Source organism: Pseudomonas sp. R28(2017), from assembly GCF_002112505.1.
GTDB lineage: Bacteria > Pseudomonadota > Gammaproteobacteria > Pseudomonadales > Pseudomonadaceae > Aquipseudomonas.
The window spans coordinates 59,562-79,313 of record NZ_NEHW01000013.1 but is presented as its reverse complement, the minus strand read 5'-3'; the positions used below and the strand labels follow the sequence as shown (position 1 = coordinate 79,313).

Annotated in this window: 20 protein-coding genes; 15 read left to right on the top strand and 5 right to left on the bottom strand. The window is 64.5% G+C overall.

Annotated elements, in window-relative coordinates:
- The first annotated feature begins 165 nt into the window (after positions 1-165).
- The 4 genes from CAF78_RS21385 to CAF78_RS21370 all read left to right on the top strand — a co-directional run bounded on the left by CAF78_RS21385 (position 166) and on the right by CAF78_RS21370 (position 4,489).
- Positions 166-2,163 (top strand): sigma-54-dependent Fis family transcriptional regulator, encoded by a 1,998-nt coding sequence (locus CAF78_RS21385; protein WP_085677118.1) that lies wholly within the window; start codon positions 166-168, stop codon positions 2,161-2,163.
- A 66-nt stretch (positions 2,164-2,229) separates the two neighbouring features.
- Positions 2,230-3,579 (top strand): UDP-N-acetylmuramate:L-alanyl-gamma-D-glutamyl-meso-diaminopimelate ligase, encoded by a 1,350-nt coding sequence (gene mpl / locus CAF78_RS21380; RefSeq protein ID WP_085677119.1) that lies wholly within the window; start codon positions 2,230-2,232, stop codon positions 3,577-3,579.
- Complete coding sequence (gene ubiX / locus CAF78_RS21375; protein WP_085677120.1) at positions 3,576-4,205, top strand: flavin prenyltransferase UbiX; 630 nt, start codon at positions 3,576-3,578, stop codon at positions 4,203-4,205. Before mpl ends, ubiX begins: the two co-directional genes overlap by 4 nt.
- Entirely contained in the window at positions 4,202-4,489 is a 288-nt protein-coding gene (locus CAF78_RS21370) for a YceK/YidQ family lipoprotein (protein ID WP_085677121.1), read from the top strand. Before ubiX ends, CAF78_RS21370 begins: the two co-directional genes overlap by 4 nt.
- A 2-nt stretch (positions 4,490-4,491) precedes the next feature.
- Here the strand turns inward: CAF78_RS21370 and CAF78_RS21365 are convergent, their stop codons facing one another.
- The 3 genes from CAF78_RS21365 to CAF78_RS21355 form a co-directional block, all read right to left on the bottom strand.
- On the bottom strand, positions 4,492-5,136 hold the full coding sequence (locus CAF78_RS21365) for an oxidoreductase (protein WP_085677122.1): 645 nt from the start codon (positions 5,134-5,136) through the stop codon (positions 4,492-4,494).
- 27 nt (positions 5,137-5,163) lie between these two features.
- Positions 5,164-6,897 carry a C13 family peptidase gene (locus tag CAF78_RS21360; RefSeq protein ID WP_085677123.1) on the bottom strand — a complete coding sequence of 578 codons (1,734 nt, stop codon included), beginning with the start codon at positions 6,895-6,897 and terminating at the stop codon, positions 5,164-5,166.
- A 178-nt stretch (positions 6,898-7,075) separates the two neighbouring features.
- The gene (locus CAF78_RS21355; protein ID WP_085677124.1) at positions 7,076-7,531 is read right to left on the bottom strand and encodes a MaoC family dehydratase; all 456 of its coding nucleotides are present in this window, start codon (positions 7,529-7,531) and stop codon (positions 7,076-7,078) included.
- 143 nt (positions 7,532-7,674) lie between these two features.
- Here CAF78_RS21355 and CAF78_RS21350 point away from each other — a divergent pair, with 143 nt between their 5' ends.
- From CAF78_RS21350 to CAF78_RS21340, 3 genes are read left to right on the top strand one after another with little or no spacing between them, the layout of a single operon-like run.
- A complete protein-coding gene (locus tag CAF78_RS21350) occupies positions 7,675-8,040 on the top strand; it encodes a CidA/LrgA family protein (RefSeq protein WP_085677125.1) in 366 nt (121 codons plus the stop codon).
- The gene (locus CAF78_RS21345; protein ID WP_085677126.1) at positions 8,037-8,753 is read left to right on the top strand and encodes an LrgB family protein; all 717 of its coding nucleotides are present in this window, start codon (positions 8,037-8,039) and stop codon (positions 8,751-8,753) included. Before CAF78_RS21350 ends, CAF78_RS21345 begins: the two co-directional genes overlap by 4 nt.
- Positions 8,754-8,762: 9 nt before the next feature.
- Positions 8,763-9,353: an LON peptidase substrate-binding domain-containing protein gene (locus tag CAF78_RS21340; protein ID WP_085677127.1), complete on the top strand. Its 591-nt coding sequence runs from the start codon at positions 8,763-8,765 to the stop codon at positions 9,351-9,353.
- 46 nt (positions 9,354-9,399) lie between these two features.
- On the opposite strand, the gene CAF78_RS21335 is transcribed toward CAF78_RS21340, so the two are convergent.
- Entirely contained in the window at positions 9,400-10,716 is a 1,317-nt protein-coding gene (locus CAF78_RS21335) for a bifunctional DedA family/phosphatase PAP2 family protein (RefSeq protein WP_085677128.1), read from the bottom strand.
- Between the two features lie 3 nt (positions 10,717-10,719).
- Positions 10,720-11,412, bottom strand: a complete 693-nt coding sequence (locus CAF78_RS21330) for a DNA-3-methyladenine glycosylase (RefSeq protein ID WP_085677129.1) — start codon at positions 11,410-11,412, stop codon at positions 10,720-10,722.
- 204 nt (positions 11,413-11,616) lie between these two features.
- On the opposite strand from CAF78_RS21330, the gene CAF78_RS21325 reads away from it, so the two are divergent.
- The 8 genes from CAF78_RS21325 to CAF78_RS21290 are packed head-to-tail and all read left to right on the top strand — an operon-like array spanning position 11,617 to position 19,567.
- Positions 11,617-12,888, top strand: a complete 1,272-nt coding sequence (locus CAF78_RS21325) for a glutamate-5-semialdehyde dehydrogenase (RefSeq protein WP_085677130.1) — start codon at positions 11,617-11,619, stop codon at positions 12,886-12,888.
- A 1-nt stretch (position 12,889) separates the two neighbouring features.
- A complete protein-coding gene (gene nadD, locus CAF78_RS21320; protein WP_085677131.1) occupies positions 12,890-13,549 on the top strand; it encodes a nicotinate-nucleotide adenylyltransferase in 660 nt (219 codons plus the stop codon).
- 44 nt (positions 13,550-13,593) lie between these two features.
- Positions 13,594-14,016 carry a ribosome silencing factor gene (gene rsfS / locus CAF78_RS21315; protein ID WP_085677132.1) on the top strand — a complete coding sequence of 141 codons (423 nt, stop codon included), beginning with the start codon at positions 13,594-13,596 and terminating at the stop codon, positions 14,014-14,016.
- Between the two features lie 9 nt (positions 14,017-14,025).
- On the top strand, positions 14,026-14,493 hold the full coding sequence (gene rlmH / locus CAF78_RS21310) for a 23S rRNA (pseudouridine(1915)-N(3))-methyltransferase RlmH (protein WP_008090421.1): 468 nt from the start codon (positions 14,026-14,028) through the stop codon (positions 14,491-14,493).
- A 16-nt stretch (positions 14,494-14,509) separates the two neighbouring features.
- Complete coding sequence (gene mrdA, locus CAF78_RS21305; protein ID WP_085677133.1) at positions 14,510-16,399, top strand: penicillin-binding protein 2; 1,890 nt, start codon at positions 14,510-14,512, stop codon at positions 16,397-16,399.
- A gap of 38 nt (positions 16,400-16,437) precedes the next feature.
- The gene (rodA, locus tag CAF78_RS21300; protein WP_177408561.1) at positions 16,438-17,541 is read left to right on the top strand and encodes a rod shape-determining protein RodA; all 1,104 of its coding nucleotides are present in this window, start codon (positions 16,438-16,440) and stop codon (positions 17,539-17,541) included.
- Between the two features lie 17 nt (positions 17,542-17,558).
- Positions 17,559-18,569, top strand: a complete 1,011-nt coding sequence (gene mltB, locus CAF78_RS21295) for a lytic murein transglycosylase B (protein WP_085677246.1) — start codon at positions 17,559-17,561, stop codon at positions 18,567-18,569.
- A complete protein-coding gene (locus CAF78_RS21290) occupies positions 18,569-19,567 on the top strand; it encodes a septal ring lytic transglycosylase RlpA family protein (protein ID WP_085677135.1) in 999 nt (332 codons plus the stop codon). The genes mltB and CAF78_RS21290 overlap by 1 nt, the downstream gene beginning before the upstream one ends.
- The last annotated feature ends 185 nt before the right edge of the window (positions 19,568-19,752 follow it).

Sequence of the window (19,752 nt, the reverse complement as noted above, 5' to 3'; positions counted from 1 at the left end):
GCCAAATCAATGACTTGAGTCACCTGCACGGCGCCATTGCTGCGTCTGTGTGCCAGCGCTGGCACGGCCTGGGTGACACTTTGTACCGTTTGCGGTACGTGCTTGACCGGGCGGTCGCTGCGGAGGATGCTGGCTGAAATCTCTATCTGCGGAGAACAACAACAAATGCAGAACAACGCATTCAGCCGCCATGCCCAGCAAGTGCATACCGTTGCCCGTGGCGAAGCTGGCAGCGACCCTTCCATTGCCCGTTCCTGGCTGCGCTGCCTGGACGACTACCACCTTGACCCGTCAGTGATCGAGGCACCGGTGGTGCTCGAGCACGGCCGCCTGCTGGAGAGCCGCGAGCGCCTGCGCCAGGTGCTGAAGATCGCCGACCACGAGATGAACAGCCTGCACCAGCAGCTGTCCGGTACCGGCCATGCGGTGCTGCTCACCGACGCCCGTGGTGTGATCCTCAACTGTGTCACCGCGCCCACCGAGCGGCGCAGCTTCGAGCGTGCCGGGCTATGGCTGGGCGCGGACTGGAGCGAGGCCCGCGAGGGCACCAACGGCATCGGCACGTGCCTGGTCGAACGCCAGGCCCTGACCATTCACCAGGGCGAGCATTTTCGTGGCCGGCACACCGGCCTGACCTGCTCGGCAAGCCCGGTATTCGACCCGCACGGCGAGCTGCTGGCGGTGCTCGATGTGTCCTCGGCGCGGCCGGACGTGTCGCGTCAGAGCCAGTTCCACACCATGGCGCTGGTCAACCTCTCGGCGAAGATGATCGAGAGCTGTTATTTCCTGCGTCATTTCGAGCAGCAATGGTTGCTGCGCTTCCATGTGCAAGCCGAGTCGGTCGGCCAGTTCAGCGAAGGGTTGCTGGCGTTCGATGGCGATGGCTGCATCTGCGCCGCCAACCAGAGTGCCCTGAACCTGTTGAGTACCATTCGTGGCGGTGTGTTGGGCAAGCCGTTGGAGATGTTCTTCGCCTGCAGCCATGACGAGCTGTTCAGCCGTGCCACGCCAGTCGGCAGTACGGTCTGGCCGTTGCGCACCCGCGATGGCCGCCAGGTGTTCGCCAGCCTGCGCGGGCAGGCGAGGGCGTCGCTCTGGACGGTGCCGGCCAGCCTGCCCCAGGCCAGGCCCGCTGCGCAGCCGGGCATCTGCCTGCTGGACCCGGCCTTGCAGCACGACTTCAACCGTGCCGTACGCGTGTTCGAGCGCGACGTGCCGCTGCTGCTGCGCGGCGAGACCGGTTGCGGTAAAGAGGCCTTCGCCCAGGCCGTGCATCAGGCCAGTTTGCGCCGTGGCAAGCCGTTCGTGGCGGTGAACTGTGCGTCGATCCCCGAGAGCCTGATCGAGAGCGAGCTGTTCGGCTATCGCGGCGGCAGTTTTACTGGAGCGCGCAAGGAAGGCATGCGCGGCAAGCTGTTGCAGGCCGATGGCGGTACCTTGTTGCTGGACGAGATCGGCGACATGCCGCTGGCGTTGCAGACCCGCCTGCTGCGGGTGCTGGAAGAGCGCCAGGTGGTGCCGATTGGCGGTGAGCCGCAGGCGGTGGATGTACGTATCGTCAGTGCCACGCACCGCGACTTGCTGGAGCGGGTGGAGCAGGGCAGTTTCCGCGAAGACTTGTACTACCGGCTCAATGGCCTGGAGGTGGCGTTGCCGGCGGTGCGCGAGCGCACGGACAAGGAAGCCTTGCTGGAGTTTCTGTTGCGTCAGGAAGCGCAGGGGCAGCTTGTGCAATTGGCACCTGAGGCGCGGCAGGCGCTGCTGGACTTTACCTGGCCGGGGAACGTGCGGCAGATGCGCAATGTGCTGCGGACGCTCGTCGCCTTGTGCGAAGGCGCCCTTATCCGGTTCCCGGACCTTCCCACCGTTGTCAGGACTCACGCGACCCCTGTGGGAGCGGGCTTGCCCGCGAACGAGGGCAACGCCCTCGCCTTGCATTGTCACGCCGGGCCTCTTCGCGGGCAGGCCCGAACCCTCAGGCCCGGTGTCGGGCCTGAGGGTTCGGTGGGCGTCGATGTATTGCAGGGCGCAGAACGTCAGGCGCTGATGGACGTGCTGGTGGCAAAACACTGGCACTTGACCCGGGTCGCCGAGCACCTGGGCATAAGCCGCAATACCTTGTATCGAAAACTGCGCAAACACGGCATCGCCAGGGGCGTCTGAGCAAAACACCGGGTGCGATTTCCCGCGCCCTGGGCTACCCTGCCTCGAAGTTTTGCGAGGTCGACCATGCATATTCATATTCTCGGTATTTGCGGCACTTTCATGGGTTCGCTGGCCGTGCTGGCTAAAGAGCTCGGCCACCGTGTCACCGGCTCCGACGCCAACGTCTATCCACCCATGAGTACCCAGCTCGAATCCCAGGGCATCGAGCTGACCCAGGGCTATGACCCGGCTCAGCTGGACCCGGCGCCGGACCTGGTAGTCATTGGCAACGCCATGTCGCGGGGCAACCCTGCAGTGGAGCATGTGCTGAACAAGGGCCTGCCCTATGTGTCCGGCCCGCAGTGGCTTGCCGACCATGTGCTGCAAGGCCGCTGGGTGCTGGCGGTCGCGGGTACCCACGGCAAGACCACCACCAGCAGCATGCTCGCCTGGGTGCTGGAGCACGCCGGCATGAGCCCGGGGTTCCTGATCGGCGGCGTGCCGCAGAACTTCTCGGTATCGGCGCGCCTGGGCGGCACGCCGTTCTTCGTGGTCGAGGCCGACGAATACGACAGCGCCTTCTTCGACAAGCGCTCGAAGTTCGTGCATTACCACCCGCGTACCGCGATCCTCAACAACCTTGAGTTCGATCACGCGGATATCTTCCCCGATCTGGCATCCATCGAGCGGCAGTTTCACCACCTGGTGCGGACCATTCCGAGTGAAGGCCTGGTCATTCACCCGACCACCGAGCAGGCGCTGGAGCGCGTGATCGGCATGGGCTGCTGGACCCCGGTGCAGACCACCGGTGAAGGTGGCCAGTGGCAGGCGCGCCTGCTCAGCGCCGACGGATCGCGTTTCGAGGTGCTGTTCGAGGGTGAGGCGCAGGGTGTGGTGGACTGGGCCCTGACTGGTCAGCACAACGTCGCCAACGCCTTGGCCACGCTGGCCGCTGCGCGTCATGTGGGCGTGGTGCCGGCCATGGGCATCGCAGGCCTGAGCGTGTTCAAGAGCGTCAAGCGGCGCATGGAGAAGGTCGCTGAAGTTCAGGGCGTGACCATCTACGACGACTTTGCCCACCACCCGACCGCCATTGCCACCACCCTCGACGGCCTGCGCAAGCGTGTTGGTGAAGCACCGGTCATCGCCATCATCGAGCCGCGCTCCAACTCCATGAAGCTCGGCGCCCACCGTGACGGCTTGCCGGAAAGCGTCAACGACGCCGACCAGGTGATCTGGTACGCGCCCGCCAACCTGGGCTGGGACCTGGCTGCCACCGCGGCGCAATGCAAGGTGCCAAGCGTGGTCGCTGACAGCCTCGAAGCGATCATCGAGCGGGTCAAGGGCCAGGCACGCCCTGGCACCCACGTGGTGATCATGAGCAACGGCGGCTTCGGCGGCCTGCACGGCAAGCTGGCTGAGGCCTTGAAGTGAGCGGGCCGGAACGTATCACCCTGGCCATGACCGGCGCCTCCGGGGCGCAGTATGGCCTGCGCCTGCTCGATTGCCTGGTGCGCGAAGACCGTGAGGTGCATTTCCTCATCTCCAAGGCCGCGCAGCTGGTGATGGCCACCGAGACCGATGTGGTGCTGCCGGCCAAGCCGCAGGCCATGCAGGCGTTTCTTACCGAATACACCGGTGCTGCCGACGGGCAGATTCGCGTGTACGGCAAGGAAGACTGGATGTCGCCGGTGGCTTCGGGCTCCGGTGCACCCGCGGCGATGGTGGTGGTGCCGTGTTCTACCGGTACCTTGTCGGCGATCGCCACCGGTGCCTGCAACAACCTGATCGAGCGCGCCGCCGACGTTACCCTCAAAGAGCGTCGGCAGCTGATCCTGGTGCCGCGCGAGGCGCCATTCTCGACCATTCACCTGGAGAACATGCTCAAGCTGTCGCAGATGGGTGCGGTGATCCTGCCAGCGGCGCCGGGGTTCTATCACCAGCCGCAGACCATCGATGACCTGGTCGACTTCGTTGTGGCGCGCATCCTCAACCTGCTGAGCATTCCGCAGGACATGTTGCCGCGTTGGGGTGAGCATCATTTCGGTGCTGACGATTGAGGCATTTGCTGGCTGGTTTGCTGGCGGCAAGCCTGCTTGGCGGCTGCGCCACGGTACGCACGCTGGATGCCAACAAGCCGGGGGCGCCGGTGGTGTATGCCGGGACCCGGCTGGACATGTATGTGATCAATGGCGGGTGCTGCCCCAAGGATCGCTTCGGGGCTGAGGCGCCGGCGTATCCACACCTGGACCTGCCGGGCAGCATGCTGCTGGATACGCTGTTCCTGCCGCTGTCGTTGCTGACGGCGGCAGGCATAGGGTTCCAGGCTACGGGCGGCCTGTAGGGTTATTTCTTGCCCAGCTTGCGCAACTCATCGGACTCGATAACCCGGATGCCGTCCTCTTCCTCCAGCGCCAGGCGCCACAAGGCCCGGGCCAGGGTGCAAGCCTCGATCCCACGGTATTTACCCGGTATCAACTTCGCAAACGGCGATGCCAGCCTCTCGCCGAGCCGTGGTTGTATCCGTTCACCGAGCAACAGCGACGGCCGCACGATGGTCAGTTGTGGCCAGTCCTGAGCCTTGAGCGCTTCTTCCATCTCGCCCTTGACCCGGTTGTAGAAAATCGGTGACTTGGGGTCGGCACCAATGGCGCTGACCACCAGCAGATGCCGTGCCCCCATTTCCCGTGCGCGCTTGCTGAAGGCCACGACCATGTCCAGGTCGACGGCGCGAAACGCTTGCTCCGAGCCCGCCTGCTTGAGGGTTGTGCCCAGGCAGCAGTAGGCAATATCGACACGGCCGGCCAGGCGCGGGAGAAACACAGCCGGGTCGCCCACGGGGTTTTCCAGGTGGGGGTGCTCGGCCAATGGCCGACGCGTCGGTGCCAGCACGCGACTGATGGTGGGCTCGTTGAGCAGGCGGTCGAGCAGGTGCTCGCCAGTAAGGCCGGTGGCTCCGGCAAGCAGGACATGCTGAGGCGTCAAATACATGATGTCTCTCCCTTGTTACACACAAGCTTAGCGGCTGGCCGGCGTTTTTGCCTGTTCCTCCGCCTTGGCCTGTGCCGCATTACGCAGGGCTTCTTCGGCCTGGTGCTTACGCAGTTGCTGCCAGTGTGCCAGTACTGCGGGCGGTGCCCAGAATTGTGGTTCGGAGGCTTCGAAGCCTTCCCTTCGTTCTCTTTCGGCAACGCTGGTACGCGCCAGTTCAAACGCTTGTTTCAGGTCGTCCGTCTGGTTCAGGGCCTCGGCGAACAAGGCATCGCCGAAGTAGGTGAAGTCGGCTTCTTCCGAGCAACCGAACGATACCCGGTCGGCACGTGCCGCGGTCATGATCAGCGTGCGCTCATCCTTGAGCGGGGCGATGTAGCCACCTGAATAGCAGGCGGAGATGACAATGATCTTGTCGCGGTCCTTGAGTGGGGCCAGGGCGCTGGCCAGTTCGTCGGCGGACAGGTCGGCCAGTTGCAGGCGCGGCTGGTCGAGCACCAGTTGGTGGTCCTGGCTGCCGTGGCTGGTCAGGTAGATGAAGATCAGGTCTTCCGGGCCGCTGCGTTCGGCCAGGGTGCGGGCAGCGCGGGTGAGGTTCTCGCGGGTGGCCATGGGGCGGGTGGTCATCTGGTCGCGGTGGTTGACCAGGGTGACTTGCCCGCGGGCGCCGAAGCGCACCTTGAGCATGTTGCTGACATAGTCGGCTTCGCGCAGGAACACGCTTTGCTGGCCATCGCCGGCCAGGACCAGGCTGTACAGCTGGACGGGTGGCGCCGAGCGCGGTACCCGGGCCAGGGCCTCGTCGAGCAGGCGGCCCTGGTTGAGCAGGGCCAGGTCCAGCGGGTCGGGCAGCAGCTTGCCTTTCTGGTCACGTACGCGTACGCCATTGACCCAGAAGCCGCTTTCGACCTGGCCGCTGGCCAGGGTCAGCTTGCCGTGGCCCTGGTAGGCGTCGTTGTCGAAGCCACCGACGTATTGGCTGCCATCGGGCAGCTGCAGGCTGCCCTGGCCCGACAGGCGCCAGTCTGCGAACGAGCCTTTGTAGTGGCTGCCGTCGCTGCCGAGCAGTTCGCCTTCGCCGATCAGCGAGCCGTCCTTGAAGTCGCCGATCCACACGTCGCCGTCGGCGTTTTCGTAGCGGCCGCGGCCTTCCAGGCGGTTGTCCTTGAATTCACCGATGTATTGCTCGCCATCGACGCTGTCGTAGGTGCCGCTGCCTTGCAACTGGCCATCGACGAAGCGGCCGCTGAACTGGTTGCCGCTGGCATCGCTGCGCACGCCTGCGCCATTGGGCTTGCCCATGGCGAACAAGCCCTGGTAGCGGCTGCCATCGGCCAGCTCCAGTTCGCCTGCACCTTCGTACTGGTCGTCCTTGAACTGGCCGCGGTAGGTCTGGTCGGCCTGCTTGAGGCTGCCTTCGCCGTCACGCCGGCCATGGCTGAACGTGCCGGCATAGTGGCTGCCGGGGGTGGTCAGGTCGCCCAGGCCGTGGAACAGCCCCTTGTCGAACTGGCCGCGGTAGACCTCGCCATTGCTGCCGTGCCACTCGCCCAGGCCATGCCACTGGCCGTCCTTGAAGTTGCCGGCGTACCAGCTGCCGTTGGGGTAATCGATGCGCCCCTCGCCCTGCAGCAGGCCATCGACCACCTGGCCCCGGTAGCGACCGCCATCGGGCAGGCGCGCGTCGGGCGGCGACAACGACTCACCATCGCCACAGGCAGCGAGCATCAGGATCAGTGCGAGGGGTAGCAGTGGACGCATGGCGGAATCCGGGCAAAAGGTCTGCCGAGTATGCCGCAGAATGGGGGGCGGAGGTATCTGTGATCCAATCGAAAATCGGTGTTGGATTCTTCGCGGGCAAGCCCGCTCCCACAGGTACTGTAAAAGGCTCGAGCCTTGTGCTGATTGTGGGAGCGGGCTTGCCCGCGAAGAGGCCGGGTCAGACGAAGCAGAGCGAAAGCGGTTCGGCGATGTAGGCCGGCTTCTCTTCGCCTTCGATCTCCAGGGTAACGGTGGCTTTGAGCAGCCACTGACCAGGCTTCTTCTCGATCACCTCGCCCAGGTCCACCTTCAAGCGCACCTTGCTGTTGACCTTCACCGGCTGAATGAATCGCACGCTGTCGAGCCCGTAGTTGACCACCATCTTCAGCCCTTCGGGCATTACCAGGATGTCTTCCATCAGCTTGGGAATCAGCGACAAGGTCAGGAAACCGTGAGCGATGGTGGTGCCGAATGGGGTTGTCGCCGCCTTTTCCGGGTCCACATGGATGAACTGGAAATCGCCGGTGGCTTCGGCGAACAGGTTGATGCGCTGCTGGTCGATCTTCAGCCAGTCGGAACGTCCCAGCTCCTTTCCAACGTACTGCGTAAGCTCGTTTACCGGTACATAGGGCATCGCGACTCTCCAGGTTGTCATTTGGTACGAGAGTGCAAGATCAGCACGGCCAACCGTTTCAGTCAAGATGCCCGCTTTTCGGCGAATATCGGCTTATACGCCGCGCGTGCTTATAATGGCCGGCATGCCTGAAGGAGATCCTTATGCTGTTGCGTGGTTTGACCTGGCTGGTGCTGTTTCAGCTGCTGGGTACGGCGCTCAATCACTTGTGCGTGCCGATTCTGCCGGGCCCGATCATCGGCCTGTTGCTGCTGCTGTGTTTCCTCATGGCCCGTGGCGAGGTCGGCAAGCCGCTGAACGAGGCCGCCGGCAGCCTGCTGCGTTGCCTGCCGCTGCTGCTGGTGCCGCCTGCGGTGGGGGTGATGGTCTACGCCAAGGACATTGCCGCAGACTTCTGGGCGATTGCCGGTGCCTTGCTGATTTCCTGCCTGGTGACCCTAGTGTTCGTTGGTTTGCTGATGCAGAAACTGATCAACCGCCAGCACGGCAAGCGTGAGGAGCAGCCATGACCCTCGACTGGCAAGGCGCGCTCGACGCCGTCATCCATCATCCCCTGTTCGGCATCGGTATCACCTTGGGCGCCTACCAGATCGTGCTGGCCGCCTATGAAAAGACGCGCTGGATCTTCCTGCAACCGGTACTGGTGTCGATGCTGCTGGTGATCGGCGTACTGCTGGCCTGCGGTATCAGCTACGCCGAATACCGCAAGAGCACCGAGATCATGAACATCCTGCTCGGCCCCGCTACCGTGGCCCTGGCGGTGCCGCTCTACCTCAACCTGCGGCGTATCCGGCAGCTGTTCTGGCCGACATTTACTACGCTGGTAGTCGGAGGCCTGTTCGCCACGGTCTGCTGCCTGCTGCTGGGCTGGTGGTTCGGAGCCGAACACATGATCCTGATGACCATGGCACCGAAATCGGTGACTTCGCCGATTGCCATGCTGGTGGCCGAACAGATTGGGGGTGTGGCGGCGTTGGCGGCTGTGTTCGTCCTGATTACCGGTGTGATCGGGGCAATCTTCGGCCCGGCGCTGCTGACCCGGCTGGGTGTGCACAGCCCGGAGGCGCGTGGCATGTCGCTGGGGGTCACGGCACATGCCGTGGGCACTTCGGTGGCCTTGCAGGAAAGTGACGAGTGCGGCGCCTTTGCCGCACTGGCAATGAGCCTGATGGGGGTGGCCACGGCGGTGTTCCTGCCGTTGGCGGTCAGCCTGGTGGCTTGAGGAGTTGTGATGACGCTACCGCTGTTTCCCCTCAATACCGTGTTGTTTCCCGGTTGCCTGCTGGATCTGCAGATCTTCGAGGCGCGCTACCTGGACATGATTGGGCGCTGCATGAAGCAGGGTACCGGCTTTGGCGTGGTGTGCATCGTCGAAGGCGAGCAGGTCGGCAAGGCACCGCCGGTGGTGGCTTCGATCGGCTGCGAGGCGGTGATCCGTGACTTCGTCCAGCAGGACAACGGCTTGCTGGGCATTCGTGTGGAGGGTGTGCGCCGCTTCGAGTTGAGCCAGACCGACGTGCAGAAAGACCAGCTGCTGGTAGGCGAGGTGCACTGGCTGGCGGAGCAGCCGGACAGCCCATTGACCGACCAGGATGATGATTTGCTGGCGCTGCTGGTGGCCCTGGGCGAGCACCCGATGGTCGAGGCGCTGGACATGCCGCGGGATGTCGACGGGCGCCAGGCGTTGGCCAACCAGTTGGCGTATCTGTTGCCGTTCATGGAAGAGGACAAGCTGGACCTGCTGGCGATCGACTCGCCGGCGCAGCGGCTGGAAGAGATCCAGAAGCTGCTGGAGCGGATTCAGGGTGAGCTGTTTGCCTGATTGATCTCTGTCATCAGTGCCCGCGAAGAGGCCGGTACAGGCGACCTCAATATTGGTAGCGCAGCAGTGCGTGAGGCAGCGCATGCATGGCAAAGAACGCCAGCAGCGCGGTGCACGCCGGCAGCACCAGCCACCACACCCGTTGCGGCAATGCCGTCAGCGGCTGCCGATATTGCACCAGCGTCAGGCTGAGTGCGCACACGCAACAAGCGAGCAAGGCCCCGGCCATGATGTCGGTCGGCCAGTGCGCCCCCAGATACACCCGTGACAAGGCAATCGCCAGCGCCGGAATGCAGCCCAGCATCACCCAGGTCAGGCGCATGCGCGGCGGCATGCCGCGCCCGGCCAGCACTGCCAGGGTCAGGAAGAACGCGAACGACGCCGAACTGTGCCCGCTGGGCATGCTGTAGCTGGTCAGCGGGTCGGTCAGCACTTCCGGCCTGGCCCGGGCAAACAACCATTTCAGCGAGCCGTTGGCCAATGCCGTGCCGATCAGCGTGCCGCCCGCGAACAGGGCATGGCGCCACTGCCGGGCGAGCAACAGCAAACCGGTGAGCAAACCGCCCAGGAAGAACTGGGTCTTGAAGTCGCCCAGGCGGGTCACCAGTACCACGGTCCCGTCCACGGCCCGGCTACGGTGCTCTTGCACCAAGGTCATCACGCCTTGGTCGAATTCGTGCAGGTAAGGCCAGCCAAGAAACACCGCCGTCAAGGCGATGAAGCTGAGGCCTGCGATCAGTCGGGTGCCATGACGCTGATCGCGCAGGCTGCTGTTCAGGCTCAGGCCGATCAGCACCGCCAGGGTGCCGGCGATGATCCCGGCATCCAGCCAGAAGCCTTCCGGCAACGGCAGGCGCATGGCTGCACCGGTAGCCCAGCCCGGCAGCAGGTAGGCGACCGACCAGCCCGCTCCCGCCACCAGGCTGACCGCGATGAAGCGTGGCAAGGGCATGTCGAACATCCCGGCGACCATCGGCAGCATCGGCCGCAGCGGGCCGATGAAGCGGCCGACCAGCAGGCTGGCAATGCCGTAGCGCTGGAAGTAGGCCTCGGCGCTGCCGATCCACTCCGGGTGGTGACGCAGCAACGGCAGGCGGCGGATGTTCTGGTGGAAGTACTTGCCGATGGTGTACGACAGCGCGTCACCGAGCAGGCCACCGAGGAACCCCAGCAGCAGGGTTTCCCCCAGGCTGAAGGCACCACTGCCCGCCAGCACGGCGACGGCGAACAGCAGCACGGTGCCCGGCACGATGATGCCGGCGATGGCCAGGCATTCCACGCAGGCCACCAGGAAAATCGCCACACCCAGCCATTGGGGGTTGGCACTGAGCCAGCCGGTCAGGCTGTCGAGCCATTGGCCCATGTTTCAGCTTCCTTGTTTGAGGATGAAAAAGTCTTGCCCTTCGACTTGGCCCCGGCGCAGCGGGTTCCGAGTGCAGAAGCGGGCGAATTCGGCATCGACGAAGCGGTATTGCAGGTGCTCGTCGCGGCCATGGGGGATGCCCAGGCGTGCGGCCTGGATTACCCGTGGCACGGCAATGCCGCAGTCCTCGACGTACAGGCGCTCCGGGTCGAAGCGTTGTGCGTCCCAGTGCGGCACTTTCAGGCCCATTGCCTTGCACAGCAGGGTCTGCCCGGCACACAGGCGTTCGGCTGGGCGCAGGTTGCCGCTGGCATCGGGGTTGTTCAGTTGCATCTGCGCCAGGCTGTTGGCGTCGGAGATGGCATCAACCCAAGGGTAGGCGGACTTGATCAATACCGCGTTACCAGGGCCCTTGGCGCTGAAATTGAGCGAATCGCCGCCGCGTGCGTAATACATGTAGATGTGCCCGCCATCGAGGAACAGCGCCTTGCGCTTCTCGGTGTAGCCTAGCGACGCATGGCTGCCCTTGTCGGTCAGGTAGTAAGCCTCGGTCTCGATGATCCGGGCCGCCAGCCACAGGTCGCCGTGGCGATGACGGATCACCTTGCCCAGCAATGCCTTGGCCAAGGTCTGGGCGTCGCGGTCGAAGAAACTGTCGGGGAGGGCGCGTGCAGGGCAGGGGGCTGAGTCTGGCATGCTGGCGGTTCGTGGCTATAAAGGCGGGGATGATAGCAATGAATGGCTTAATCGAGGCTGAACCAGGACAGTTCGATAAGCGCGGTTACATCTTTCCTATGGAATCTGCCGAGCCATTTTCTACCATCCGCCACCCGCCGCTGGGCGTATACCTGCGCGACAGTTATAATCAGCCGATTTCCCCTTCGCCAAGACACCGAACCCATGACTGAGTCCGTTCTTGACTACATGACCCGCCTGGGTCGCGCCGCACGCCAGGCTTCCCGCGTCATCGCACGTGCCAGCACCGCGCAGAAGAACCGCGCCCTGCAGGCCGCCGCCGATGCGCTGGATGCTGCGCGCGCCGAGCTTGCCGCAGCCAACGAACAGGACCTGGCCGCCGGCCGTGCCAATGGCCTTGAGCCTGCACTGCTCGACCGCCTGGCGCTGACCCCGGCGCGCATCGACGGCATGATCACCGGCCTGCGCCAGGTGGCCAGCCTGCCAGACCCGGTCGGCGCCATCCGCGACATGAGCTACCGCCCGTCGGGCATTCAGGTCGGCAAGATGCGCGTGCCGCTGGGGGTGATCGGGATCATTTACGAGTCGCGCCCGAATGTGACCATCGATGCCGCCAGCCTGTGCCTGAAGTCGGGCAACGCCACCATCCTGCGCGGCGGCTCCGAGGCCATCCACTCCAACCGCGCCATCGCCCTCTGCATCCAGCGTGGCCTGGCGGCGGCGGGGCTGCCGGCTGCCGTGGTGCAGGTGGTCGAGACCACCGACCGCGAAGCCGTTGGTGCACTGATCAGCATGCCCGAGTTCGTCGACGTCATCGTGCCGCGCGGCGGCCGTGGCCTGATCGAGCGTATCAGCCGTGATGCCCGCGTGCCGGTCATCAAGCACCTGGACGGCATCTGCCACGTCTACGTGGCCGAGCACGCCGACCTGGACAAGGCCTGGCGCGTGGCGTTCAACGCCAAGACCTACCGCTACGGCATCTGCGGCGCGATGGAAACCCTGCTGGTCGACCAGCGCGTGGCTGAAGGCTTCCTGCCGGAAATGGCCCGCCGCTTCCAGGAAAAGGGCGTCGAACTGCGTGGCTGCGAGCGTACCCGCGCGTTGATCGAGGCCACGCCGGCCACCGAAGACGACTGGCACACCGAGTACCTCGACGCGATCCTGTCGATCCGCGTCGTCGACGGCCTGGACCAGGCCATCGAGCACATCAACCAGTACGGCTCCCACCACACCGATTCGATCATCACCGAACACCAGGGCCAGGCCCGCCAGTTCATGGCCGAGGTCGATTCGGCGTCGGTGATGCTCAACACCCCGACCTGCTTCGCCGATGGCTTCGAATATGGCCTGGGCGCGGAAATCGGCATTTCCACCGACAAGCTGCACGCCCGCGGCCCTGTCGGCCTGGAAGGCCTGACCTGCGAGAAGTACGTGGTAGTCGGTGACGGCCAGCTGCGCGGCCAGGAGTCCTGCTGAGTTGAGCAAGGCCCAGGCAGTCCGGCGCATCGGCATTCTTGGCGGCACCTTCGACCCCGTGCACATCGGTCACCTGCGCAGCGCGCTGGAAGTGGCCGAGTTCATGGCGCTCGATGAGCTGCGCCTGTTGCCCAATGCCCGCCCGCCACACCGCGATACCCCGCAGGTGGCAGCGCAGGACCGGCTGGCCATGGTTCGCGAAGCGGTACAGGGCGTCGCCTGCCTGAGCGTCGATGCCCGCGAGCTTGAACGTGACAAGCCGTCGTACACCATCGACACGCTGGAGTCGATTCGCGCCGAACTGGGCGCCGCCGACCAGCTGTACCTGGTGCTGGGCTGGGACGCCTTCTGCGGCCTGCCTACCTGGCACCGCTGGGAAGAACTGCTGCAACACTGTCACATCCTGGTGCTGCAACGCCCGGATGCCGACGTTGAACCCCCTGACGAGCTGCGCAACCTGCTGGCTGCGCGCTCGGAGAGCGATCCCACCGCCATGTCCGGCCCGGCGGGGAATATTTCGTTCGTCTGGCAGACGCCGCTTGCGGTGTCGGCTACACAGATCCGACAGCTGCTGGCCAGCGGCAGGTCGGTGAGGTTCCTGGTGCCGGACGCCGTACTGGCCTACATCGAGGCGCACGAACTGTATCGTGCCCCTAACTGACGGTGCCCCAGGGCGCCTCATCCAAACGAGTTGAAGAGTTTTTTATGAGCAAGCAGAAAATCAATGGCGAAGCACTGGTCAAACTGACCATCAGCGCCCTGGAAGACGTCAAGGCCCAGGACATCCAGGTCATCGACGTGCGCGAAAAGCACAGCCTGACCGACTACATGATCATTGCCACCGGTACTTCCAACCGCCAGATCAACGCGATGCTGGAAAAGGTCCGTGAAGCGGTCAAGAAAGAGGGCGCGCAGCCCCTGGGTGAAGAAGGCAAGGGCGACAGCGACTGGGTACTGCTGGACCTGAACGACGTCATCGTTCACATGATGACCGCCGCTGCCCGCCAGTTCTACGACCTGGAGCGCCTGTGGCTGGGCGCCGAGCAGAGCCGTGCCGCCGATGCCAAGCACCACAGCCCGGAAAACGCCAGCGACTACTTCACCGACAAGCTCAAAGACCGGGAATAAGGAAGCGTCGTGCGTCTTCGCCTGATCGCGGTCGGCTCGCGCATGCCCAAGTGGGTCGAGGAAGGCTGGCATGAATATGCCAAGCGCCTGCCCCAGGAGCTGTCGCTCGAGCTGGTGGAAATCCCGCTGAACACCCGTGGCAAGAATGCCGACGTCGCCCGCCTGATCCGTCAGGAGGGCGAAGCCATGCTGAGCAAGGTTCAGCCTGGGGAACGCATCGTCACCCTCGAGGTCCATGGCAAGCCCTGGAGTACCGAGCAGCTGGCGACCGAGCTGGACCGCTGGCGCCTGGACTCGCGCACGGTGAATTTGATGGTGGGCGGCCCGGAAGGGCTGGCGCCTGAGGTCTGCGCGCGTGCCGAGCAACGCTGGTCGCTGTCGCCGCTGACCTTGCCGCACCCGTTGGTAAGGATACTCATCGGCGAGCAGATCTACCGCGCCTGGACGGTATTGTCCGGGCACCCTTACCACAAATGAGCCTGTAAGCAGTCCGATGTCGCAGCCGATTCGTCTCAAGGACCACGAGAAAGACGCCCGCCTGGTGCGTAACCGCGTCGTCGTCGGCGCGGTCGCGGTCATGCTGCTCATCTGCGTATTGATTGCGCGGCTGTATTACCTGCAGATCATCCAGTACGACTATCACTCGACGCTGTCGGAGAACAACCGGGTGCACGTGCAGCCGATTCCGCCGACACGTGGCCTGATTTTCGACCGCAACGGGGTGATCATTGCCGATAACCGGCCCAGCTTCAGCCTGTCGATGACCCGCGAGCGTGCGGGTAACTGGCAGGAAGTGCTGGATACCATCGTCGAAGTGCTGGAGCTGACAGCCGATGACCGGGCGCTGTTCGAGAAGCGCATGAAACAGGGGCGCCGGCCGTTCGAGCCGGTGCCGATCCTGTTCGAGCTGAATGAAGAGCAGATCGCCCGCGTGGCGGTCAACCAGTTCCGCCTGCCCGGTGTGGAAGTGGTCGCCCAGCTGGTACGCCACTACCCGCAGGGCCCGCATTTTGCCCATTCGGTCGGTTATGTCGGGCGGATCAACGAGAAAGAACTGAAGACCCTCGACCCGGTCAACTACAGCGGCACCCACCATATCGGCAAGACCGGCATCGAGCGCTTCTACGAGCCCGAACTGCACGGCCAGGTCGGTTACGAGGAAGTCGAGACCAACGCCCGCGGCCGTGTGCTGCGGGTGCTCAAGCGCACCGACCCGAAGCCGGGCAAGGACATCGTGCTGAGCCTCGACATCAAGCTGCAGGAAGCCGCCGAGGCCGCCCTGGGTGGCCGGCGTGGTGCGGTGGTGGCGCTCGACCCGCGCACCGGCGAGGTGCTGGCGATGGTCAGCCAGCCCAGCTTCGACCCCAACCTGTTCGTCACCGGCATCAGCTTCAAGGCCTATGCCGAGCTGCGCGACTCGATCGACCGGCCACTGTTCAACCGCGTACTGCGCGGCCTGTATCCGCCGGGCTCGACCATCAAGCCGGCGGTGGCCATTGCCGGCCTGGACAGCGGGGTGGTCAACGCCAGCAGCCGGGTATTCGACCCGGGCTACTACCAGTTGCCCAATTACGATCACAAGTACCGTAACTGGAACCGCACCGGTGACGGCTGGGTCGACCTGGACACCGCGATCATGCGCTCCAACGACACCTACTTCTACGACCTGGCCCACAAGATGGGTATCGATCGGCTGTCCAGCTACATGAACAAGTTCGGCATCGGCCAAAAGGTTGCCCTGGACATGTTCGAGGAGTCCCCGGGGCTGATGCCGTCGCGCGAGTGGAAGCGCGCCACCCGCCGGCAGGCCTGGTTCCCGGGTGAAACCCTGATCCTCGGTATCGGCCAGGGTTACATGCAGGCCACGCCGCTGCAGCTGGCCCAGGCCACCGCGCTGATCGCCAACAAGGGGGTGTGGAACCGCCCGCACCTGGCCAAGACCATCGAAGGCCAGCCACCGGTGGACCCCAACCCGATGGAAGACATCGTCCTGCGCGACAAGTCCGACTGGGCCAAGGTCACCCACGGCATGGAGCAGGTGATGCACAACGCCCGCGGTACTGCGCGCAAGGCTGCGGCCGGCGCCCAGTACCGTATCGCCGGCAAGAGCGGTACCGCCCAGGTGGTGGCGATCAAGCAGGGCGAGAAGTACGACCGCAACAAACTCCAGGAACGCCACCGCGACCACGCGCTGTTCGTCGCCTTCGCCCCGGCTGACGATCCGAAGATCGTGGTCTCGGTGATGGTCGAGAACGGTGAGTCCGGCTCCGGCGTTGCTGCGCCCGTCGTGCGGCAGATCATGGACGCCTGGCTGCTCGACGAGAACGGCCGGCTCAAGACTGAATTCGCGCCTACTACCGTCGCCCAGGAAACGGCCCCGTGAAGAACAATTTCGATCGCATGCTCTCCAGCGAGGACGTGATGCGTCGACGCGCCAGCTTCCTGCAGCGCATCCACATCGACGGCCCCTTGCTGATCATCCTGCTGACCCTCGCGGCCGGCAGCCTGTTCGTGCTCTATTCGGCCAGTGGCAAGAACTGGGACCTGCTGCTCAAGCAGGCCACCTCGTTCGGCATCGGCCTGGTCTCGATGTTCGTCATCGCCCAGCTGGAGCCGCGCTTCATGGCGCGCTGGGTGCCGCTGGCGTATCTGGTGGGGGTATTCCTGCTGGTGGTGGTCGATGTCATGGGGCACAACGCCATGGGCGCCACGCGCTGGATCAACATCCCCGGGGTGATCCGCTTCCAGCCTTCGGAATTCCTCAAGATCATCATGCCGGCGACCATCGCCTGGTACCTCTCCAAGCGCACCTTGCCGCCGCACCTGAAACACGTGGCAATAAGCCTGGTGTTGATCGGCGTGCCGTTCATTCTTATCGTCCGCCAACCTGACCTGGGCACGGCGCTGCTGATTCTCGCCTCTGGCGCATTCGTGCTGTTCATGGGTGGCCTGCGCTGGCGCTGGATTCTCAGCGTGCTGGCAGCGGCGGTGCCCGTAGCGGTGGCGATGTGGTTCTTCGTGATGCACGACTACCAGAAGCAGCGCGTACTGACCTTCCTCGACCCGGAGAGCGACCCGCTGGGGACCGGCTGGAACATCATCCAGTCGAAGGCGGCGATTGGTTCCGGCGGCGTGTTCGGCAAGGGCTGGCTGCTGGGTACCCAGTCGCACCTGGACTTTTTGCCGGAAAGCCACACCGACTTCATCATCGCGGTGCTTGGCGAAGAGTTCGGCCTGGTCGGCATCTGCCTGCTGCTGATCGTCTACCTGCTGCTGATCGGCCGCGGGCTGATGATCACCGCGCAGGCGCAGACCCTGTTCGGCAAGCTGCTGGCAGGCAGCCTGACCATGACTTTCTTTGTGTACGTGTTCGTCAATATCGGTATGGTCAGCGGCCTTCTGCCCGTGGTGGGCGTGCCGCTGCCCTTCATCAGCTATGGCGGAACATCGTTGGTGACGCTGTTGTCAGCGTTTGGCGTTCTGATGTCGATCCATACGCACCGCAAATGGATTGCACAGGTTTGAATAAGGTGAAGAATTTCATGCAAGCAGTGCGTAACTGGGCTGCCCGTTGTGCGCCGTGGATCGGCGCGGTGGGCCTGTTCGGCGCTGTACAGCTGGCCCATGCCGGCGATTACGACGGCTCGCCGCCAGTGACCGAGTTCGTCCTCCAGATGAGCCGCGACTATGGGTTTGCCCCCGAGCAATTGAACGGTGTATTCCGCGAGGTGCAGCGCAAGCAGTCGATCCTCGACGCCATCTCGCGCCCGGCCGAACGGGTCAAGCCGTGGAAGGAATACCGGCCGATGTTCATCACCGACGCGCGCATCGCCCGTGGCGTGGACTTCTGGCGCCAGCACGAGGCAGTGCTGGCCCGTGCCGAGCAGGCCTATGGCGTGCCGGCGCAGTACATCGTCGCGATCATCGGGGTGGAAACCTTCTTTGGCCGCAACACCGGCAACTACCGGGTGATCGATGCGTTGTCGACCCTGGCCTTCGATTACCCGCCGCGCGCGGAATTCTTCCGCAAGGAGCTGCGTGAGTTCCTGCTGCTGGCCCGTGACGAGCAGGTCGATCCGCTCACCCTCAAGGGTTCTTATGCCGGTGCCATGGGCCTGCCGCAGTTCATGCCGAGCAGCTTTCGCAACTACGCGGTGGACTTTGACGGCGACGGCCACATCAACATCTGGAACAACCCCGACGATGCCATCGGCAGCGTGGCCAGCTACTTCAAGCGCCATGGCTGGGTGGCCGGCGAAGGCGTGGTCAGCCGCGCCCAGGTTGCCGGTCCGCAGGCCGACCAGGGCCTGACCACCGGCATTGAACCGGTGAAAACGGTCGGGGAGTTGCGGGCGCTTGGCTGGTCGAGCCATGATGCGTTGCGCGATGATCTGCCGGTCACCGCCTTCCGCCTGGAGGGCGACAACGGCCCCGAGTACTGGATGGGCCTGAAGAACTTCTACGCGATCACTCGCTACAACCGCAGCGTGATGTATGCCATGGCGGTGCATCAGCTTGCGCAACAGCTGGTCCAAGTACGGGGCGTCAAGTAATGCGCGCAATCTTCTCTGCCAATACCTTCAAGCTGCTGACCTGCATGACCGTCGGCATGCTGCTGGTCAGCTGTTCCTCCAGCCGCCCGACCTCCCAGGGCAGTGGCAACGTGGTCCGTTCGCAGCCTGGCCTGGACATCAACCGTGCCCACAAGGACGGCGCGCCGTGGTGGGATGTGGACGTCAACAAGATCCCCGACGCCACGCCGACCGTGCACACCGGTGCCTACAAGGCCAACCCGTACACCGTGCTGGGCAAGACCTACTACCCGATGCAGGACGCGCGCAACTACCGTGCCGAGGGCACCGCGTCGTGGTACGGCACCAAGTTCCATGGCCAGAACACCGCCAACGGCGAGCTTTACGACCTGTACGGCATGAGCGCGGCGCACAAGACCCTGCCGCTGCCGGCCTACGTCAAGGTGACCAACCTGGCCAACGGCCGCAGTGTGATCCTGCGGGTCAATGACCGTGGGCCGTTCTATTCCGACCGCATCATCGACCTGTCCTATGCCGCGGCGAAGAAGCTCGGCTATGCCGAGATCGGTACTGCGCACGTGCGCGTCGAGGGCATCGACCCGCAGCAATGGTGGGCGCAGAAGGGCCAGCAGCCGCCACTGATGCTCAAGGAGCCACAGGTTGCCCAGACCCAGGCGATCCCGGCCAGCACCGGGCGGGTCGAGCAGTGGACCCCGCCGCCGCAGCAGCACGCGGCGCCGGTAGTGCCGGTGCAGGTGGGCGGCAACAGCGTGGCAGCCAACGGCGCCGGCAACGTGCTTCAGGTGGGCGCCTTCGCCAACCCGGATGCTGCCGAACTGCTGCGCTCCAAGCTGAGCACCATGGTCAGCGCGCCGGTGTTCATCAGCTCGATCGTGCGTAACCAGCAAACCCTGCACCGCGTCCGCCTGGGGCCGTTCAGCAGCCAGGGCGAGATCCAGCAGGCGCAGGACAGCATCCGCCTGGCGAACCTTGGGCAGGCCAAGCTGGTCACAGACTGACCGCGTCGACTTCTTCGCGGCCCTGTGTGAGCGGGCTTGCCCGCGAAGAAGTCGACGCCAAACTGTCGGGTTTGTCATGAATTGCCGGCCCCGGCCATGTACAATGTCGGCTTTTGCCCGCAGCGACACAACGCCGCACCCTGATTGAGCCTTACAGGGGTGGGCCGGCCATGGCCATCAAAACT

What these genes read in the sequence shown, in the direction of transcription:
- CAF78_RS21385 (WP_085677118.1), top strand. Translation starts at nt 166, where the DNA reads ATGCAGAACAACGCATTCAGCCGCCATGCCCAGCAAGTGCATACCGTT.
- mpl (WP_085677119.1), top strand. Translation starts at nt 2,230, where the DNA reads ATGCATATTCATATTCTCGGTATTTGCGGCACTTTCATGGGTTCGCTG.
- CAF78_RS21365 (WP_085677122.1), bottom strand. Translation starts at nt 5,136, where the DNA reads ATGTATTTGACGCCTCAGCATGTCCTGCTTGCCGGAGCCACCGGCCTT.
- CAF78_RS21360 (WP_085677123.1), bottom strand. Translation starts at nt 6,897, where the DNA reads ATGCGTCCACTGCTACCCCTCGCACTGATCCTGATGCTCGCTGCCTGT.
- CAF78_RS21355 (WP_085677124.1), bottom strand. Translation starts at nt 7,531, where the DNA reads ATGCCCTATGTACCGGTAAACGAGCTTACGCAGTACGTTGGAAAGGAG.
- CAF78_RS21350 (WP_085677125.1), top strand. Translation starts at nt 7,675, where the DNA reads ATGCTGTTGCGTGGTTTGACCTGGCTGGTGCTGTTTCAGCTGCTGGGT.
- CAF78_RS21345 (WP_085677126.1), top strand. Translation starts at nt 8,037, where the DNA reads ATGACCCTCGACTGGCAAGGCGCGCTCGACGCCGTCATCCATCATCCC.
- CAF78_RS21340 (WP_085677127.1), top strand. Translation starts at nt 8,763, where the DNA reads ATGACGCTACCGCTGTTTCCCCTCAATACCGTGTTGTTTCCCGGTTGC.
- CAF78_RS21335 (WP_085677128.1), bottom strand. Translation starts at nt 10,716, where the DNA reads ATGGGCCAATGGCTCGACAGCCTGACCGGCTGGCTCAGTGCCAACCCC.
- CAF78_RS21330 (WP_085677129.1), bottom strand. Translation starts at nt 11,412, where the DNA reads ATGCCAGACTCAGCCCCCTGCCCTGCACGCGCCCTCCCCGACAGTTTC.
- CAF78_RS21325 (WP_085677130.1), top strand. Translation starts at nt 11,617, where the DNA reads ATGACTGAGTCCGTTCTTGACTACATGACCCGCCTGGGTCGCGCCGCA.
- rsfS (WP_085677132.1), top strand. Translation starts at nt 13,594, where the DNA reads ATGAGCAAGCAGAAAATCAATGGCGAAGCACTGGTCAAACTGACCATC.
- mrdA (WP_085677133.1), top strand. Translation starts at nt 14,510, where the DNA reads ATGTCGCAGCCGATTCGTCTCAAGGACCACGAGAAAGACGCCCGCCTG.
- rodA (WP_177408561.1), top strand. Translation starts at nt 16,438, where the DNA reads ATGCGTCGACGCGCCAGCTTCCTGCAGCGCATCCACATCGACGGCCCC.
- mltB (WP_085677246.1), top strand. Translation starts at nt 17,559, where the DNA reads ATGCAAGCAGTGCGTAACTGGGCTGCCCGTTGTGCGCCGTGGATCGGC.
- CAF78_RS21290 (WP_085677135.1), top strand. Translation starts at nt 18,569, where the DNA reads ATGCGCGCAATCTTCTCTGCCAATACCTTCAAGCTGCTGACCTGCATG.